General features: G+C 59.4%; 18 protein-coding genes. 5 read left to right on the top strand and 13 right to left on the bottom strand.

The features are described from left to right. Positions 1 to 205 precede the first annotated feature (205 nt). The 7 genes from ACFY9W_RS05750 to ACFY9W_RS05720 form a co-directional block, all read right to left on the bottom strand. Complete coding sequence (locus ACFY9W_RS05750; RefSeq protein ID WP_391126987.1) at positions 206 to 730, bottom strand: hypothetical protein; 525 nt, start codon at positions 728 to 730, stop codon at positions 206 to 208. Between the two features lie 2 nt (positions 731 to 732). Beyond that, positions 733 to 1,116: a hypothetical protein gene (locus ACFY9W_RS05745; RefSeq protein WP_391126984.1), complete on the bottom strand. Its 384-nt coding sequence runs from the start codon at positions 1,114 to 1,116 to the stop codon at positions 733 to 735. Between the two features lie 727 nt (positions 1,117 to 1,843). Beyond that, positions 1,844 to 3,364: a tyrosine-type recombinase/integrase gene (locus ACFY9W_RS05740; protein WP_391126981.1), complete on the bottom strand. Its 1,521-nt coding sequence runs from the start codon at positions 3,362 to 3,364 to the stop codon at positions 1,844 to 1,846. A 297-nt stretch (positions 3,365 to 3,661) separates the two neighbouring features. Further along, positions 3,662 to 4,063, bottom strand: coding sequence for a type II toxin-antitoxin system HicB family antitoxin (locus ACFY9W_RS05735; protein WP_391126978.1), 402 nt, complete (start codon positions 4,061 to 4,063; stop codon positions 3,662 to 3,664). Between the two features lie 39 nt (positions 4,064 to 4,102). Beyond that, on the bottom strand, positions 4,103 to 4,285 hold the full coding sequence (locus tag ACFY9W_RS05730; protein ID WP_119369101.1) for a type II toxin-antitoxin system HicA family toxin: 183 nt from the start codon (positions 4,283 to 4,285) through the stop codon (positions 4,103 to 4,105). 135 nt (positions 4,286 to 4,420) lie between these two features. Next, positions 4,421 to 4,690 (bottom strand): DUF3077 domain-containing protein, encoded by a 270-nt coding sequence (locus ACFY9W_RS05725; protein WP_391126975.1) that lies wholly within the window; start codon positions 4,688 to 4,690, stop codon positions 4,421 to 4,423. A 378-nt stretch (positions 4,691 to 5,068) separates the two neighbouring features. Beyond that, positions 5,069 to 5,332, bottom strand: coding sequence for a hypothetical protein (locus ACFY9W_RS05720; RefSeq protein ID WP_391126972.1), 264 nt, complete (start codon positions 5,330 to 5,332; stop codon positions 5,069 to 5,071). Between the two features lie 1,296 nt (positions 5,333 to 6,628). Here ACFY9W_RS05720 and ACFY9W_RS05715 point away from each other — a divergent pair. From ACFY9W_RS05715 to ACFY9W_RS05705, 3 genes are read left to right on the top strand one after another with little or no spacing between them, the layout of a single operon-like run. Continuing rightward, complete coding sequence (locus ACFY9W_RS05715) at positions 6,629 to 7,489, top strand: SH3 domain-containing protein (RefSeq protein WP_391126970.1); 861 nt, start codon at positions 6,629 to 6,631, stop codon at positions 7,487 to 7,489. 8 nt (positions 7,490 to 7,497) lie between these two features. Further along, a complete protein-coding gene (locus ACFY9W_RS05710; RefSeq protein ID WP_391126967.1) occupies positions 7,498 to 9,396 on the top strand; it encodes a hypothetical protein in 1,899 nt (632 codons plus the stop codon). A 10-nt stretch (positions 9,397 to 9,406) separates the two neighbouring features. Then, complete coding sequence (locus tag ACFY9W_RS05705; RefSeq protein ID WP_391126964.1) at positions 9,407 to 10,615, top strand: hypothetical protein; 1,209 nt, start codon at positions 9,407 to 9,409, stop codon at positions 10,613 to 10,615. 78 nt (positions 10,616 to 10,693) lie between these two features. Here the strand turns inward: ACFY9W_RS05705 and ACFY9W_RS05700 are convergent, their stop codons facing one another. Next, a complete protein-coding gene (locus ACFY9W_RS05700) occupies positions 10,694 to 11,311 on the bottom strand; it encodes a LysE family transporter (protein ID WP_391126961.1) in 618 nt (205 codons plus the stop codon). Between the two features lie 108 nt (positions 11,312 to 11,419). Further along, entirely contained in the window at positions 11,420 to 11,764 is a 345-nt protein-coding gene (locus ACFY9W_RS05695) for a hypothetical protein (protein WP_391126958.1), read from the bottom strand. A 295-nt stretch (positions 11,765 to 12,059) separates the two neighbouring features. On the opposite strand from ACFY9W_RS05695, the gene ACFY9W_RS05690 reads away from it, so the two are divergent. Continuing rightward, complete coding sequence (locus ACFY9W_RS05690) at positions 12,060 to 12,251, top strand: YhfL family protein (RefSeq protein ID WP_046616491.1); 192 nt, start codon at positions 12,060 to 12,062, stop codon at positions 12,249 to 12,251. A gap of 88 nt (positions 12,252 to 12,339) precedes the next feature. Here the strand turns inward: ACFY9W_RS05690 and ACFY9W_RS05685 are convergent, their stop codons facing one another. From ACFY9W_RS05685 to ACFY9W_RS05670, 4 genes are all read right to left on the bottom strand, one after another. After that, positions 12,340 to 14,769: a TonB-dependent siderophore receptor gene (locus ACFY9W_RS05685; protein ID WP_391126955.1), complete on the bottom strand. Its 2,430-nt coding sequence runs from the start codon at positions 14,767 to 14,769 to the stop codon at positions 12,340 to 12,342. A gap of 258 nt (positions 14,770 to 15,027) precedes the next feature. Next, on the bottom strand, positions 15,028 to 15,993 hold the full coding sequence (locus ACFY9W_RS05680; protein ID WP_391126952.1) for a FecR domain-containing protein: 966 nt from the start codon (positions 15,991 to 15,993) through the stop codon (positions 15,028 to 15,030). A gap of 4 nt (positions 15,994 to 15,997) precedes the next feature. Beyond that, complete coding sequence (locus ACFY9W_RS05675; RefSeq protein WP_391126949.1) at positions 15,998 to 16,528, bottom strand: sigma-70 family RNA polymerase sigma factor; 531 nt, start codon at positions 16,526 to 16,528, stop codon at positions 15,998 to 16,000. Beyond that, positions 16,512 to 16,805: a hypothetical protein gene (locus tag ACFY9W_RS05670; protein ID WP_391126946.1), complete on the bottom strand. Its 294-nt coding sequence runs from the start codon at positions 16,803 to 16,805 to the stop codon at positions 16,512 to 16,514. Before ACFY9W_RS05670 ends, ACFY9W_RS05675 begins: the two co-directional genes overlap by 17 nt. A gap of 56 nt (positions 16,806 to 16,861) precedes the next feature. Here ACFY9W_RS05670 and mqo point away from each other — a divergent pair, with 56 nt between their 5' ends. Then, positions 16,862 to 18,499, top strand: a complete 1,638-nt coding sequence (gene mqo / locus ACFY9W_RS05665) for a malate dehydrogenase (quinone) (RefSeq protein WP_391126943.1) — start codon at positions 16,862 to 16,864, stop codon at positions 18,497 to 18,499. The last annotated feature ends 55 nt before the right edge of the window (positions 18,500 to 18,554 follow it).

The following is an 18,554-nucleotide window of genomic DNA, read 5'->3' as shown; positions in this document are numbered from 1 at the left end:
TACGGTGATTAAGCCTTGCGGCGTTGTGCGTGTGTGGTTAGTAGGCGAGCAATATAAGCAGGCACGCTGATGCCAGCGGCGGCTGCTTCAAGTTGCAGGCTTGCGTAAACTTCTGGAAGAAGTCGGAGATTCAACATTATTAATTCCTCAATGTGTGGGGCAGTTAGAAGCGGGAATTTCCGCTTTCAATCTCGCTGGGCCAGCATCACTGGCTAATGGCTGGCTCTGCATACGCACGACGAAGGTCGGCCAGGGCGGCTGCTTCTTCACTTGCTTGTTGTGCGGCCATTGTTGCTGCTTGCTCGGCTGCTGCCTTTGCTTCTGCTTTACGGCGCTGCATAGAGATGGTGAGTTCAACTTGGCGGGCAGTTTCAGCAGCATTACGCTCATACCGACTCTGTTCATACTCAGTACGCACCAGCTCTTCTAGCTTGCGTAGCTCGGCTTTAATTACCTTCTCGGGCTTCCGCAGAATGGCCTTGAAGAACAGAGACTCGGCATTTGCCTTTACAATTCTATAGCCTTGCAGCACCTCTTCTTGAAGTTCGATAAGGGACATCTCAAGAGGTTTGTGGCGAACAAAGTCCACATTAGCCGCCATCCCCTTATGGCTGAGCCCTTCCGAATTACTGTTATATCGGATGACTCGCTGGTCAAGTAGTTGCTGTAGCTCTATATCATCGTATTTAAAGAACTCCACAACATCGAGTCCATAGGTGTATGTGGTCATTATTAATTTCCCTGTTTGGTCGGCTTATCGACCTTCTTGAAACCCGACATAAACTCTGCCTTGGAAAGCTTCTTGGTTGCACGTTGCTTATTATCAGTACCCTCTGCAATGCTCTGTGAGGGCTTCTTGCTCGACCCTGTGGGTAGGGGCAGGCTCTTCTTCTTTGCTGCTTGCAAACGCTCTCTGTGGTCCACAAGGTCATCTAGAGTGGCTACCATTCCAGCTGGGAGAATGAAGTCTTCTAGACTATTCAAGTACAGAAGTTCGTCCTTGGTGGCTTGGACGTAATCCACTGTGGCTGAAGGGGCTGAAGGCTTATTCAGGTAGTAAGATAAGATAGCCCCGTTATCCTTGCGAACTTCGAGCCAGACAATATTACTGCTCATCAAGCGGCATCCTTTTCTTGCTGGGCTGATTTATCGGCTTCTTGGGCAAGGTACTCTTGTTCAAGTTGCTCTTGGGTGGCTTTGTTATTCTGCCGCCAAGTGCGACTCTGGCAAGTTGACCCACAGAAGCGGGTAAGGGGGGATCGGGAGTAGTGGATTCGTCCACATCCCGAGCAGGTGTTACGTTTTAAAGGGCGCTGGGCCATAGTTATTATCTCAATGAATTAAAGGTTTACAGCGGGCAAAGTAAACCCCTGGCTCTGTTAAGAGCTTCGGGGTCAAGTTGGAATTAAGGCGTACTGCGCTTCTAAGTTGAAGTGCGGGCTCCCCGTTGCCGGGAAGGCTTATAAAGTAGTGGCTAGTTGCGTTGCTTCCCTAGCCGAGAAATACCTCGAAGTTAAGACTCCCGAAGCCTAATTAACTTCTTGGTACAACTTACGACCCAATGAGGTCTCGATCATCTGCCCTGGATCGAGCAACAGGTTATGCCGCACTGACAGAGCCGTTCTTCTCAGTCGGTACACTAGCAGTCGGGGATATGGGTATCACGGGGGAAGAGGATCGAGTGGGATTTACCACTGAAGGACATAGATTACCACGGACCTAGAGAATTGTCAAGCACACATTCAGTCATGATGCAAGTATTTTGTTCGATTTCCGGATGTTCGGTAATTGGCTGGCGCCCGCAAGGTTGGAAAGCTTGCGAGCGGGGCAAGTGGCTGTGAAGTTAGGCGGGCTGAATGGCTGGAAGCTCTGGAATCTTGGAGATGGCCACTAACTTCTGGGTGGCGCTTGCGCCTTGGCTATATGTGTCGAAGGTCACAGTGCCTGTCTCGTGGCCAACTAGCTCAGCGATCATAGGGCCGGATACGTCGGCACGCACGAGCTGCGTGATGACAGTCTTCCGTATGCTATGAAACACATGGCGGTCGCTGAACCCCAGCGACTTCTTCAGCCTGCCGAACGCCTTGCTATGGAGATCGGACCGATTGCCGTATTTGTTCTTTGAATCAGACGGTACAAGGTAGCCGTCTCGTGAGTCCGCAATAAGGCGCTGCACCAAGGTAGTAAGGGTAGGGTGAACTGGAACGACACGGATGCCTGCTACGGTCTTGCTATCGGTAATATCGAAGCTCTGCACGCCATCAGCCTCTATGACGTGCTCGGCACGAAGCTGGCAAAGCTCCTCGATCCGACCGCCAGTGTATGTGCCCAGCAGGATCAGGTCAGCAAGGGCATTATGGCCTTCTGTGCTTGCGGCAAGGTGCAGTCGAGAGAGTTCAGGTAAGGTGAAGTCAAGGCGCTGGGAGTCGGCTTTTGCCTTGCCTTTCAGGACAGGTAGGTCGTGATTCTCGAACGGATTGGTGGCGCCCTTGAAGCTCTCTCGCCATTGGGCATCGTACTTCATAGCCCACTTCCAGAAGGTAGTACCAGCATTAATGTACTGGGCCTTCGTCTTCGCGGAGACGGCCAGGGAGTCCAGCCACTCAGCTACCATGTCAAAGTCAAGGGTTTTGCCCGCGTCGGCTAGGAAGGCCGACAGCTTCTGAAGTTTCGATTCCTGCTGGTCAACGTTCTTGGAGGAAATCTTCCTCTCTTCGCGGGCTGCACGGAACGCGGCTAGCCGGGGCTTGGTTATTGGTGACCTGGGCTTATAGCTGGTTGGGTCGTTGAGGATGATCGAGGCTTCGGATGCCTCGGATGGCGTTAGCCCGAGCACGAACGCGGTTATTCGCGACGAGTATTCTCGGGTAAGCGCGGCTGCCTGCTGAACTGCTTCTACATGGGTCTCCGCAGGATCTTGCGCGTTATCCGCATCGAGCAGTTCCACCAGCCCTTTAACCCCTCTGCCTTCCCACTCAAAGGCGTCCAAGTATTGGGCGCTAATCAGCTCGAATAGCTTTCGCTTTGCCTCATCAAGGTCATCAGGGGTATGCGTTCTTATTGTAGGTACTCGTTTCGCTGCGGCCAACAAGCGAGTGTCAACTAGCTTGTCGAGGGCGGCGCTACGGGCTGCAAGTTCAGGGCGCCAGTTCTCTTTCAGTGCCTTCACCTTTGCCCTGGCGTCTGCGATCTGGGCCTTCCACTGGGCGAGATAAGGTAGGCGAAGGTTCATCGCTTCGGACCGCTGGCGAGTTTCCAGCGACTTGGAGAGGACCTTCCTCCCGCCGAAAGCCTTCTGCACGTCCGCTGGAATGGCGAGGCGAACGTGCCATGTTCCGCCTTGTTGCTGAAGGTTGTCTGCCATGGGGGCTACTCAAGATGATTGTACGTAGCAATTGTACGTAAAACCCCTCTTCAAGCCAATGATTCCAGTGTTTTCAGGGGGTTGCGTTCGTATGTGGTGAGTCCCTATCTCTCCGCCATACAAGATCAAGCCCCTGGAAACGAAAGTTTCCAGGGGCTTTTTCGTTCGCGAGAGTTTGTTGGTGAGGGCGGGTGTATTGCCCTCATGCGCTCCCGAGGCGGTCTGTTCGATTCGAAGCGCTAAGTGCCTACCATTGAAATCTGTAGAGCCCCAGCATTGAGTGGGGCTTTGTTGTCTCTAGCGACCCAGCTTTTCCATGGCTGCATCGGCCAGGAACGAAGACCGGCTCTTTACGTTGTGATCACGCACGTACCGGTCGATCTGTTGGATGACGAATCCTGGCAACGTGACGTTTACTTTCTCGGTCTTGCCCAGGTACGGCGTGATGTCGAGTTCCAGCATCCCCCAGCCCATGCCAGCGAAATCCGGATTTTTCCGGTGTAATGCCGCGCTAGTAGGCATTGGAATGGCCTGCCCGCTGCTGGCAATCTCCTCCAACATGATGTGGGCCACCTCAATAGCTGCCGCATAGGCCTCTTCGAAGGTGTCGCCCGCAGTTACCCCGCCAGGGATATCAGGAATCTGAATACCAATAGCGGTGTTTTCGTCGCCCCATTCAATGCAGATTGGGAATTGCATGGCTTTCTCCTTCAGCGCAACGCAGAGGGTATGACCGGGCTAGATCAACCCGGCGCGTTCCCTGATACTTTTCACTGTGCCGATCGGTAGATCTTTCTTCGGATGCGGCACTGGGATGGTGTTCGGATTGTTGGGGTGCTTGAAGATGTGATGGCTTCCAGTAACACGTTTCAGGATCCAACCGGCTGCTTGAAGCTCCTTTATCAAATGCCTGCTCTGCACCTACATCTCCTTGTGTTGCCACGTCAAAATCATACCTCCAGGCGCATAATCCAACAATCGGAGCTTTCGATAAGCCGACAAACCTGAAGCCCTTGGTGTTGCTCAAGGCCAGTCCGATTATTGGCAAATTCCCGCTCATTTTTTCATCCCCAACTCAGCATCATCCAGTAGCGCCTTGGCCATCGCACTCAGGTAATGCGAGGCCCAGATCAGTTTCTGGTCGCCGTCCATCAGGCCGGTGATGATCAGGTCGCGCACGTAGCCCATCAGCTCCGAGGCCTGTTCACGGGCGTCCTGGCAGGGGATGCCGGCTTCGATGCGGAACAGGGGGTGGGTGTTGTTTTCGCCTTGGTAAAAGCAGGTCTTGCCGAGGGAGGTGGGTTCTTTGGTGTTGTCGGTGGGCATTGTTTTTATCTCCCTGGAATCTTGGTTGTCTGGGCAGGCCTCTTCGCGGGCTTGCCCGCTCCCACAGGTACGGTGCAGTGCTTGAAGGTTATGGAACCCCTGTGGGAGATCTCCCAGCCCTTCTGGCTGCGCTGTCGCGCAAGGAACTCTGCCCGCAAGCCCGCTGCCTTCGGTGTGGGAGCCGCGCTTGCCGGCGATGGGCTGCGCATCGGCCCCAAAGTCTCAAGTCAATTCCAATCCGTCAGAATGGTGCCGCCTGCATTGGGGCTGCTTCGCAGCCCATCGCCGGCAAGCGCGGCTCCCACAGAGACCGTGTCAAATCAAAGAATTACGATTTGTTCCATGAGAGCGGGCGCGCCTGCGAAGAGGCCGGACCTGCTAATGCAAGGTGTAGGGCTCAGCAGGTAAATGCGGCCGCATCTGTAATTGCATCAAGGCCGACTCGACCAGCCCCTGTACGGCCTCCATTTCATGGATCACGGCCTGCATCACGATCGAGCTGTGGGCAGTGGGCTTGAGTTGCACCGACTGACGGGCCACGGACAGGGCGCAGAGTACGTACTCTGAGGACTGGACGAGGGGGGCTTGCAGTACTTGGGTTGAATCGAGGGAGTGGGGTGGATCGGGGACCATCTTGCGCATAAGTAACTCCAGAGTCAGTCGGGCTGCTACGGACTTGCTGTCAAACAAGAGGGGTGGCAGCGGTACGCGGGTTGACAGACCGAGGACTCCGGAGACTCGGCGCACACAAGGTGCCCCACGTACTGCCGCCATAACGGATGTACGTGCACGGAGAGTTGTCGGCCTGTCAAAGCCGGTCGTTGGATGGCAACGACAAGCCGAGACTAGGGCGCGACACAATACGTCGCAAGCGTTTGAGCGGTTTGGCAGTATGTTTGGGAAACGGCCTACAAGGAAGGGGACATTTCCGAGCTTTTTGTTGTAGGGCGGGGCCTTATCGCGAAAACCGGCAGATTTCGAGGGCATTTGACCCTGTGCGTTTAGTAACCGCTTCGCCTTGGACCGGCGGCGCAAAACGGTTGACGGATGTACCGGCATTCCCCAAAGTTGCTCGCGAGGGCTCGATAAGAGCAGGGCTGATCCGGTTCATGGCGATATAGGCGGGTTAGTGTGGATTGTGCGAGTCGCCACTCGTACGGTAGCGGTAACCGGCAACAGTGGTTAGCTTCCGACCCCTTCCAGGTGTGTTTCTGGACGTGCTAAGCAAGCGCTTCGACTACCAGCCCTCATGATTTCCCGAAAGGCACCTATGGTGCCTTTTTTGCTTTCAGCGTACCGACCCTCGTGGCGTCGCGACCGCGATGCACTTTGTAGGCAGTGACTACCGAGTAGTGATTGACGCCGCGATTATCGACTTGCGGCGATAGCACTGCGCATCTCCTGGAACCACGCACTATCGCTAATCGGTATCCTTCTCTTGTCTGATGAAATTCGCACAGGACCTGAGCGCCCCTGTGCTCGGGTGCGGCACACATTGGTCTTTTAAGGGGCGCTCCACTCGCCTGCAATGGCTTAGCAGGGCTGTGCGCTGGATTCAGAAAAGGACTACGAGTAGGCCAATGCAGATTAGCTCTAAGCTCGGTGCATGAGCTCGGAGCAGATCGGTCCCTTCGCAACATTTTGTCTTGAACTGCCAATGGCACCTTGCGCTACAATGCGCTCCTCTAATACGCCACTCACGCCCAGGCCAAACGCCGTAATGATTACGCGCGCTGGGCGATGAACTCTTCCTGACATGGATTCGTTGGATGCTTTGCGCCGTACTGGTCTCCCCCTGCGCCCCTCGCTGGACGGCTGAATTGCCGTCTGCGGCCAGTGCTGCACCCTCTCTGAAAACCCCGCACAACGTCGAATGCTGCTGCCAGACACTGGCTGCGGTACGCGGCTGTGCGCCCCACCGAAAATGGAGTGCTCCACTTGCGTAAGAAATTCGTCGCGTCCGTTCTGGCGGTCGCCATCGCCTCTACCACGGCCTGTGCACAGCTCGGGATCAGCAAAGAGCAAGCGGGCACCGTAATCGGTGGCCTGGCCGGTGTGGCCATCGGCTCGACCATGGGCAGTGGCAACGGCAAGATCGCCGCGGCCCTGATTGCAGGTGGCATTGGTGCCTACGTGGGCAACCGCATCGGCCACATGCTGGACGAGAAAGACCAGCAAGCCCTGGCGCTGCGTACCCAGGAAGTGTTGAGCCAGCAGCAGACCACCGCCAGCGCCCAGCCGGTGACCTGGACATCCGACCACTCGGGCGCCACCGCGCAGATCGTGCCGGGCAAGGAATACACCCAGACCAAGAAGGTCGAGGTGAAGCGTGCACCGAAGATCCAGGCGGTGCCGTCGATGAAGCTGATCAACGAACCGTACGTGACCATCAGCGACAACCTGAACGTGCGCGCCGCACCCAACCAGAACGGCGAAAAGGTCGGCAGCCTGAAAAACCACACCGAGTTCACCGCCGTTGGCTCCAGCGGTGACTGGATCCTGGTCGGTCGCAAGGGTGTAACCGTTGGCTATGTGCACAAGAACTACGTCGAACCCAAGGCGCAAGCCGTGGCCAAGCGCGTGACACCGGCAGTGAACCTGGACGAGCTGGACGTTGCCGCCAGCAAGGAAACCCAGGGCTTCGACCTGGATTCGATGCAGTCGCTGCCTACCGAAACGGTCGCTGCCGAAGCTGCCTGCCGCCCGGTCACGGTCAACCTGAAGTCGCAAAGCGGCAAGACCGAGCAAGAGCAGAACACCTTCTGCAAACAAGCCAACGGCACCTGGGAACTGATCTGAGGAACTCCATGAAAAAGCACGCGCTCGCGCTGGCCGTGATCGGCGCTTGTGGTCTGGTACCACAGGCGTTCGCCCACGAGCTGGCCTTTTCCAAGAAAGACAACATCAAGGTCGAAGTGCCTGGGGATGCCACCACCTGGTGCAAACCCCAGGTCGACCTCACCATCACCCGCCCGGCCTGGGACAACCAGGAACTACTGTCAGGCCTGCTGACCAAGCTGCCGTTCGTGTTCGCCAAGGACTGCTCGACGGCCAAGGTGAGCTGGAAGGCGGTCGATGCCAAGGGCAACCTGTACGCCAGCGGCTCGGGCAATGCCAGCAACCTGGGCCTGGTGACCCTGGCCGTTGCGCCTGCCGCTGTCGCCGCTGCCCCGGCACCTGCTCCGGCTGCACCAGCAGCACCAGAGCCAGCGCCAGCGGAAGCCCCGGCGGCCGCTGCTCCAGCCCCAGCGCCCGAGCCAGCTCCTGCGGTAGTTGAATCAGCACCCGCGAAAGTAGAAGCAGCTCCTGCTCCTGCTCCTGCTCCTGCTCCTGCTCCAGCGCCGGCCGTTGCCGCAGAGCCAGCACCAGCACCAGCTGGCGAAACCCCGGCCGCAGCACCTGCCGCTCCGCCCGTCGCGGCCCCTGCCGCCGCAGTAGCCGCAGCCCCCACCTCGGACTTCGGCCGCTCCGTGGTCCTGGAGAACCGCAACCTGATGCAGGTAACGGACGGTGCCGGCTGCAAATGGGTACTCAGCCGCGAGATCATCAGCAACGGTGACACCCTGTCGTTCGGCACCACCCCGGCCATGCCGTGCCCGGCGTCCGGCTTTGGCGAAGGCAACTTCGAAAAAATCAGCTGGAAGGCCGTGGGTACCTACCGTGGCGATAACTGGAACCGCGTGTACGTTCACCCGAGCGGCTTGATCTTCAACAAGGTCTTCGAGCCTGCGGTCAAGGACAAGGCCGTTTCCTACCTCACGGGCGAAGCTGACCAGGCCGCATTCCTGGTAGGTGAGATCCCCAGCCGGCAGATGAAGGTCTACCTCACCTTCACCCGCAGCAGCTACGGCGTGCGCCGTCCATTCGGCAGCGACCCTTACTACGTGGCGGTAACCCCGGACGAGTCGTTCGCCCTGGACGCGGCCAAGTACAAGGCAGCCGCACTGGAAATCTTCGACCTGATCAAGACCACCTCGCCGACCACCACCGACGTGGCCAACCTGCTCATCGTCAAGGACATTGCGGCGATCACGAACAACATGTGGGGTAACGACGCGCAAAAGATCACCCGCAACCGCATCGGCATTAATCGCCAAGGCCTGTTCTTCGATGTGCGCGATGGCGCGAACTGGGCTGTTCAGCGCGAAGAGCAGCGCGTGCGCGAGGCGCGTCAGCGTCAACAGGAACTGGCCCGCGTCCACACCCGTGTGCTGGAGCGCTACCAGCAGCTGCAAGACGGCATGAGTGAGTTCAAAGGGCGCGAAACCGAAGCCCTGGCACAAATGGCCGGCATCAAGGTGCGCTTCGCTTCGCCGCTGGAGCAGCAAAACCCGGCAACCTCGGCCCGCGTGGCGCCAATGATGGTGCATGTCACCGGCAAGCAGGGCGACTTCTACGCCATCGACTTCCCGAGCAAGGGCCGCCTGGTGGCCGACGAGGAATACAGCGAAGGCTGGTACGTGGTCCAAGTGGCCAACGCCACGCCGTACTACCCGCTGGACGATGGCCGCGCCGTGCCGACTTACCGGGCCTACACCGCGGGCGAGCCCCAAGCGTGCAAGCAGGACAAGTGTGCCGACCTCGTGTCGTTCGGCGCCGTGCTGGCCAAGGAATTCCCTAACGCCGGTATCGATTTCAGCTGGACCCCCGAGGTCTCCCAAAAGTACGTGAACGACTGGAACAACGCTTCCGCCATGGTCCAGTGAGGCAAACACCATGATCAAACAGATGAACAAGAAGCAGCTGCTGATTGGCGGTGTGGCCGCAGCGGTGCTGGTGCTCGGTGGTGGTTACGCGATGGTTTCCAGCTCGGGCAAGAAGGCTGCGATGGCCTACTACGACGACTTCAAGGAGCGCTACTTCCTTGAGGACGTGTTGTCTGAAGGTGACATTTCCTACTCGGCGTTCTCTGGCAACCTCACAGTCGCCGACCCTGAGATCCGCGTGGCGGCCGCGCAGACCAACGGTGCCCAGCAGTTCATGCGTGGCCTGACCGGCCTGATGGAGTCGGTTCGCGGTAGCTCGGCGGAAGAAGGCCTGGCCGGCTGGGCCAAGTACCAGCTCAACGCCAGCGGCAACGTTGCAGGCGTTTACCTGAAGGCCGATGCGCTGAAGCTGGCGCACGACGGTGACAGCAAGGACGGCACGATCCACATCCAACTGCTTGGCATGCAAATGGGCAACCCTTTCGTTGCCAGCAAGGGCGCCGAAGTAGTGCTGGTGTCTGATGTCAGCGACGAGATCCAGCCGCGTGCCGAACTGGCCGCCAATGGGCGTGCCACCCAGTCTGACTTTGACTGGGGTAGCAACATGGCAGTGCGTCAGCCGATGACCGGTGCATTCCTGGTCAGCAGCACCGGTGATTTCGGCACCACGGTCGACGTGGACTTCACCCTCAAGCGCTCCGGTGACGGCGAAGGCTCGATGGCATTCGTGGTGACCCACCGCAACGATGGCTCCAAGGTGGGTGAGATCGTGCGCAAGGCCGAGTTCCAGTCGCTGCCGGAGCTCGACGATGTCGAAACCCAGCTCAAGAGCGCTTTGAGCGCCATGCTGATCGGGGCGTACAGCTCGTACTCCGGCCAGGCGGTATTGGCCGAGGCGGTGAGTGGTTTTGCGCGCAAGGCCAAGGTGGAAAACTACAGCGTGAGCTACAGCGGCTTCAAACCGCTGAAAGAGGCTTACAGCGACTACCAGCAGAATGTGCCGAAGGCGAAGTTCGCTGCCTTCTGTGAGCAGGTCGGGCTGTCGACCTGGAGCAGTGATTTCGGTGCCAAGGGCAAGAACCACAGTGACTCGGAATGTGCCATCGGGCAGAAGCTGGTGGAAGATGGCAAGTTTGAAGAGCAGTACACCTTCAAGGAAGGCAAGAGCCTGTTTGCGGCGTTGTTCGTGAGCAAGGCGTATGAGCTGGAAACCAATTGACGGGTTGATGGCTGATAAACAAAGCCCCCGGCAACGATGAGTTGCCGGGGGCTTTTTCAATTCTGCGAGTCAGCGGTTTCAGCGCATCGCTGCCAGCTTGATGCCGAACCCTACCAGGCAAGCCCCCGCCAGCCGCTCGAACATATTGGTAATGCGAGGGTTGGCGCGCATGCGTTCGGCCAGCCGGTGCGTCAGCACCACGGCAATCAACCCGTACAGGAACGTTATCACCGCCACCGTCGCAGCCATGAAGCCGAAGGTCACCAGCCCTTGGTGCTTCACCGGGTCGATGAACAACGGGAAGAACGCCATGTAGAACATGATCGCCTTGGGGTTTAGCAGGGTAATCAGCATGGTCTGGCGCAGGTACTGGCCATTGTCCATGCGGCTGGCCCGCGGCGCGTCACCGGGTTTGCTCAGCAGCATGCGCAGGCCCAGGTAGGCCAGGTACGCGGCGCCGGCCCATTGCACGATGTGGAAGGCGGCAGGGTAGGTGGCGAGCAAGGTGGCGACGCCGGCTACCGCCAGCCACAACAGTACCTGGTCACCCACGATCACCCCGAAGGTCGCGGCCAGGCCGGCCTTGATGCCGCCCTTGCCGGTAGCGGTGATCAACGCGAAGTTGCCCGGGCCGGGGATGGCCAGAAGAATGATGAAGGCGATGACGAATGCGCCGTAGTCGGTGACACCGAGCATGGGGAACTCCTGTTGGGCAGTGCGAAGGCAGGTATCAAGACTATCTTGCTTTCGCTTGCCCGTCAGGTAGTGGGGCTGCACAGCAGCCCTGATTACCTGTTCAGCAGGTCATTCCTTGATCTCGCGGGTCAGCTTCGACGACCAGGGGCACCAATGGCCCCCCGGCAGGAAAGCACCACCGGCTTCGTCAAGATGGTCTTCGACATATTGGGTAGTGGCATCGCAGACTTCGATTGCCACCTCGAAGAAGTTGATGGTGTCTGGGTCCAGATAGAAACTCCAGCGCGGGTTGTAGGGCTGTTGGCGTTTGATCAGGCGACCATGCACATGGATTCTGCTCTGCTCTTCACCGGATAAAATCCGGCGGGCTTCTTCGATGCGCGCTTGATCGGTCAGTTTGAAGATGAACTCCGGGGCGTTATCGGCAGTGGTCAGTGCGAAATAGGCTTCCATGCTGCTGCTCCTTGATAATCAGTTGGGTGCCGAAGTGGCAGTTGCGCTTTCAATACTAGAAACCGGGCTGCACCGCGCAAACGCCTGATGCAGACAGCGTCACGTTTTGGCGGCGGCACTTGCTACGGTCTGTGATACGTTTCACGCGCGCAGGAAGTTTCCTGCAACAGCAACTTGTTGTTGCACGACTGCAACGAACTTGTGCTACTCGCGACTTGGATCCAATACTCAGGTCCGGTATCATCCCGCCGCCATCAGACGATGGCCGAAGATGATTCATTTAAAGGACTTAGTAATGAAAAAGCTGTTCAAGGCCACCGTAGCCGTTGCTGTCGTTTCGGGTGTTGCCCTGCTGTCGGGTTGCACTGGCCAGGTTTACAACCAACCGAAAAACTGCTCGTACGACTACCTGTTCCACCCTTCGGTTTCCATCTCCAAGATCATCGGTGGCTGCGGCCCGATCGATAAACTGCCTCAGCAGCAGTAATCTTGGCGGTACCCTGATCGCGACGTTTGCGGCGTGATCCAAGGCCCCCGGTCATGTACATGGCCGGGGGTTTTTGTTGATGGGCCACTTACCAGCGCAGCGATACCGTTCCCAGCAACGTGCGCTCTTCACCCCAGTAGCAACGGCCGGCGTTGTTGCAGCCTGCCACATACTCCTTGTCGAACAGGTTGCGGGCATTGACCTCGACCGACCAGTTGTCGTCGATCTCATAGCCGACCTTGGCATCCACCAGCGTCACATCACCGCTATCCAGCTTGCCGTACAGGCTGGCCGGGGTATAGGCGAAGGTGCTGTCGAAGTGACGCACGCCGCCACCAATCTGCAGGCCTTTGAGCAACCCGTCACGGAAGCGGTAGGTGCTCCACAGCGAGGCCTGGTTACGCGGCACGCCGGTCATCTGGTGGTCTTCATACAGCGACCCGGCCACGTCCTTGGTGATGCGCGAATCGGTGTAGGTGTACGCGGCAGTCACGTTGAGGTTTTCGCTCAGGTCGCTGTTCAGCTCAAGCTCCACACCCTTGGCCCGGCTGGCGCCGACCTGGCGGTAGTCGCCGCCCTCGAAAATCACGTCGTCCTTCTTGCGCAGGTCGTACACCGACGCGGTAAAGGCAGTGTTCCAGCCTTTGGGTTCGTATTTGATGCCCACTTCATACTGTTCGCTGGTGGTCGGGTCCAGTGGGCCGTTCTTGCTTTCGGTCTGCTGGGTCGGGGCAAACGCGGTGGAGTAGCTGAAGTACGGCGACAGGCCGTTTTCGAACTGGTACATCACCCCGGTCTGCCAGGTGAACTTGCTGTCCCAGCTGTCCATGTCGGCCTGCGCATTGAGGGTGCCGGCTTTGTTGCGGAACTGGCTGTTGACCCGGTCCAGGCGACCGCCCAGCAACAGTACCCAGTTGTCGACCTTGGTTTGTAGCTGGCTGTAGAGGCCATACATGGTCTGCTCGAGCAAGGCATTCTGGACGTGGAAGGGTGTAGTGGGCTTGCCGTTCCAGACCGGGTCGAACACGTTGATGGTACCGCCGTTGCCAGCATCCCAGTCCTGGTTGAACGAGGTGCGGTCCAGGCTCGCCCCCACCAGGAAGGTGTGGTCGAACGCGCCACTGGTGAAGTGGCCTTCGAACTGGTTGTCCAGTGAGTAGGCGATGGACTTGTTGTAGCGGTCGTAGGCCTGGTTGCTCAGGGTGGTGCCGAAGCCGCCGTTGTTCAGGTTGCCCGGCCACATTTCCTGGCGGTCGATGCGCGATTGCATGTAGCGCGAGTTCTGGCGGAACTGCCAGGTGTCGTTGAACTGGTGGCTGAACTCGTAGCCCAGGCTCCAGGTTTCCCGCTCGAAATTGTCCCAGTCCGGGTTGCCGGACAACTGGTCCTTGTCGATCTTGCCGTTGGGGTTGTGCAGCAAGGTGCCGGCCGCAGGGAAGCCCAGTTCCATCAGGGTGCGGTCGCGCTGGTAGGTGGCCAGCACTGTCAGGCTGTTGAAGTCATCGAAGTTCAGGGTCAGCGAGGGCGCGATGTACAGGCGGTCATCGGGCTGGTGCTCGATTTGGGTATCGGACTTGCGGCCCATCATTACCAGGCGGCCAAGTACATTGCCTTCATCGTTCAGCGGGCCGGAAACGTCCACGCCAAGCTGGCGGCGGTTGTGCGAGCCGTAGCTCAGTTGCACTTCGCCGCGTGCCTCGGCGGTAGGCCGCTTGCTGACCAGGTTGACCACGCCACCGGGGGCGTTCTCGCCATACAGGATCGAGGTTGGCCCGCGGAACACTTCCACCCGTTCCAGGCCGTAGGGCTCGCTGCTGGTGTCGTAGCGGTTGCCCTGCACCCGCAGGCCATCGCGCAACAGGCCATAGCCGTAGTCGGTGGCGTTGAAGCCACGGATGAAGAACAAGTCACCTGCCTGGCCATCACCGCCGGCAAACGGCGGGGAGAAAATACCTGGGACATAGCCCAGCACCTCGGTGAGGGTTTGCGATTGCTGGTCATCCATGCGCTGGCGGGTTACCACCGAAACCGAGCGTGGGGTGTCGGCCAGGGCGCTGCTGGTCTTGCTTGCCGTGCTACTGGCAACGGCGCGGTAGCCGCTGTCGCCCTGGCCGTTGCTGGCGAGCAGGGCGGCGGCGTTGATCGAAGTGGCGTCCAGTTGCAACGCGGTGCCATCAGCCAGTGGCTGCAACACGTAGCCTGCGCTGCCTTGCGGTACCGCTTGCAGGCCGCTGCCCTGTAGCAGCCGCGCCAGGCCTTGGGCGACGCTGTAGCGGCCTTGCAAGCCCCGGCTGGTCTTGCCCGCGGCCAGTTCGTTGCTGCCGGCCAGGTAAATGCCGGCCTGGCTGCTGAACTGGTTGAGGGCGCTGGCGAGTGAGCCAGGTGCAATGTTGAAGGTCGTTTCGGCGGCCTGTTCGGCGTGGGCCGGGGTGGCCGGCAACATCAGCGGTGCGGCGGCACACAGCGAAAGGGGCGCGGCAAGCGCCAGGCGAAGCGCGGGTCGGAAGGGCGTCGGCATGCGGGTCTCTGGAGTCGAAAGGGTGAGTTGGGAGGGCTATGCCGGGTTAACCGAACGAGATTGGAAAAAGGGAACTGGCCTGGCAGATTTTTTTGTCGGCTCCAATGAATTTGCCAACACCACCACAGCTGGAACCAAATACCGCGTCGCCTGCTTCGCGGGCTTGCCCGCTCCCACAGGTACTGCGCAGGCTGCGGGCTCACACTGCACCTGTGGGAGCGGGCATGCCCGCGAAGAATCCAGCGCGGTGTACCGGTATCAAACCGGCTCGACCGTCACCCACCACGGCGTCAGCCGCTGCACCCGCACCGGCAACGCCGCTTGCAACAACTCCAGCGCCCGGTCGGTATCGTTGAGCGGGAAGGCCCCCATCACCGACAGCCGTGCAACATCCGGGTGCCAACCCAGATGCCCATGGCGATAGCGTCCAAGCGTTTGCAGCAACTGCGCCAAGGGCATGTCTTCGGCATTCAAACGGTGATGAATCCACGACTCACCCGCGCTTTGCGCCGCGCGGGTGCTGCCGATGCCCCGGGCACTGAACTCCACCTGCTGGCCCGCCTGCACGATGCAGCGCTCACCGCTGTGCGCAGTACATACCTCCACGGCGCCGGCATACACGTCCAGCCGGGTGTTCTCGCCCTGCTGGCACACCGCAAAGCGTGTACCCAGCGCCTGCATGCGCCCTTGCGCGGTGTCGACAAAGAAGGGGCGACGCGGGTCGTGGGCGGTTTCCACCAGCAGTTCGCCAAAACGCAGTTTCAGCACCCGGCTGAATGTGGAGAACTCCATGTCCACGGCACTCTGGGCGCCCAGCCACAGGTGGCTGCCATCGGCCAGGCGCGTCTCGTGGATTTCCCCGATGCCCGTGGCAAAATCGGCGCCCAAGCCCGACAAGGGCGCACCCTGCCAGGCCCGCCAGCCCAGTAGCGAGCTGGCACCCAGCACCAGCAGCGACTTGAGCCCGGTGCGCCGGCTGAAACGGTGTGCGTCGTGCTCACGCAGTGCCCGGCCCGCCGCCGCGCCTTCGCCCTGCAAGGGGGTAAAACGCTGGCCGACACGTTGCACATAGTGCCAGGCCGCCTGATGGTCACTGTGCTGGCCCAGCCAGTGTTGCCACTGGGCGCGCAGGTGAGGGCTGACGTTATCGTCCTGCAACTGCACATACCACTGCGCGGCTTGTTGCAGGCTGGCATGGCTGAGCTTTTGTGCGGATGAGGTCATGGCATCACTCCACCAGCAACCCGTCGAGCTCGGCTTCGAGAATGGCGCAGTGCAGAAACGCCTGGGCCAGGTACTTCTTGATCATGCGTTCACTCACCCCGATATGTGCAGCAATATCGCGGTAGGCCAGGCCATCGATCTGTGCCAGCAGGAATGCCTGGCGTACCTTGGCCGGCAGGCGCAGCAGCATTGCGTCCACCTCGTGCAGGGTTTCGACAATGATGGCGCGCTGTTCGGGGGAGGGCTGCAGGGCTTCGGGCTGCAAGGCCAACTGCTGCAACCAGGCCTGTTCCAGCTTCTGCCGCCGCCAGTGGTCCACGCACAGGCCGCGGGCGATGGTGGCCAGGTACGAGCGCTCACCGCGTTCACCGTCAAACTGCCTTGGGCGGTTGAGGATGCGCACAAAGGTGTCCTGCACCAGGTCGGCAGCATCGCAACGGCTGCCCAGCCGACGGTACAGAAAACCCAGCAACCAGCGTGAATGGCTGTGGTACAGGGTATGGAGCGAGGTGTTCAACTCAGGGATCGAAACCACGGCGGCATCCGGCGCGAGCGCATACTGGTGTAAATGAGAAGTGATCGCGATAGTAGGGGCGTCGGACGAATACTGCAATCGGCAGGGCGTTTTGCCCTTTGGCCATGGGACAACCTGCCGCCTTGACGCACAGGCCTGCAATTTGTTTGTGCTGGCATTTCAGATACAATCGGAAAAACGATTCAGCCCTGTCGGTCAATTCGACAAAAGGCCGGGTCGTTTTCTGGTTCTCTGGCTGCTGAACAATGACCAACAAAAAGCCTGCGCTGAAGAACAAGGAACACCTGGGCCAGCCACAGGCCCTCCCTCCGTTCTCCTGACTGGAATTGATCAATGTTCAAGAAAGCTGGCAAGACCTTGCTGGGTCTGGCTGTCGCTGCAAGCGTCATGCAAGCGCACGCCGCAGAAACCAAGAAAGTAGACGTGCTGCTGGTCGGCGGCGGCATCATGAGCTCCACCCTGGCCGTGTGGCTGCACGAGCTGGAGCCGAGCTGGTCGATGGAAATGGTCGAGCGCCTGGACGGCGTGGCCGAAGAAAGCTCCAACGGCTGGAACAACGCCGGTACCGGCCACTCCGCGCTGGCCGAACTGAACTACACCCCGGAAGACAAAGACGGCAACGTCAACATCTCCAAGGCCATCGAAATCAACGAAGCCTTCCAGATCTCCCGCCAGTTCTGGTCGTGGCAGGTACGCCAGGGCGTGCTGAAGAACCCGCACTCGTTCATCAACACCACCCCGCACATGAGCTTCGTGTGGGGCGATGACAACATCAAGTTCCTGAAGAAGCGTTACGACGCGCTGCAGGCCAGCCCGCTGTTCCGCCCGATGCAGTACTCCGAGGACCACGCGCAGATCGCCAAGTGGGTCCCGCTGATGATGGAAGGCCGCGACCCTAACCAGAAGCTGGCCGTGACCTGGACGCCAATCGGCACCGACGTGAACTTCGGCGAGATCACCCGCCAGTTCGTTGGCCACCTGCAAACCCAGAAAGGCTTTGACCTGAAGCTGTCCAGCGAAGTGCAGGACATCACCCGTAATAAAGACGGCTCCTGGCACGTCGAGTACAAGAACCTGAAGGACGGTACCGAGTCGGCCACCGATGCCAAGTTCCTGTTCATCGGTGCCGGCGGCGGCGCACTGAAGCTGCTGCAGAAGTCGGGCATTCCGGAAGCCAAGGAATACGCAGGCTTCCCGGTGGGCGGTTCGTTCCTGGTAACCGAGAACCCGACCGTGGCCATGCAGCACATGGCCAAGGCCTACGGCATTGCTTCGACCGGCGCACCACCCATGTCGGTACCGCACCTGGACACCCGTGTGCTGGACGGCAAGCGCGTGATCCTGTTTGGCCCGTTCGCTACCTTCTCGACCAAGTTCCTGAAGAACGGTTCGTACCTGGACCTGCTCAGCAGCACCACCACCCACAACGTGTGGCCAATGACCAAGGTGGGTATCGAGCAGTACCCGCTGGTCGAGTACCTTGCTGGCCAGCTGATGCTGTCGGATGACGACCGCTTCGAAGCCCTGCGCACCTACTTCCCGAACGCCAAGAAAGAAGACTGGCGCCTGTGGCAGGCCGGCCAGCGCGTGCAGATCATCAAGCGTGATGCTGAGAAGGGCGGCGTGCTGAAGCTGGGTACCGAAGTGGTTGCGTCCGAAGACCGCACCATCGCTGGCCTGCTGGGTGCATCGCCAGGCGCCTCCACGGCTGCGCCGATCATGCTGAACGTGCTGGAGACGGTGTTCAAGGAGAAGGTGGCTACCCCTGAGTGGCAAGCCAAGATCAAGGAAATCGTACCGAGCTATGGCACCAAGCTGAACGATTCGGCGGCGGCCACCCAGAAAGAGTGGAACTACACCGCTGAAGTGCTGCAACTGGAGAAACCGCCGGTGATTGATGCCAGCGTCGACTTCGGTGGCGCTGCGAGCGAGCCGGTTGAGAGCAAGCCTGAGAACGACATGGCGCTGTAATCGGCCATTGTTGTGACAAAAAGCCACGGGGGTGACCTCGTGGCTTTTTTGTTGC

The sequence above is a fragment of the Pseudomonas sp. NPDC008258 genome, from assembly GCF_042956345.1.
Taxonomy (GTDB): Bacteria; Pseudomonadota; Gammaproteobacteria; order Pseudomonadales; family Pseudomonadaceae; genus Aquipseudomonas.
This window is presented reverse-complemented; position numbering and strand designations above follow the sequence as displayed.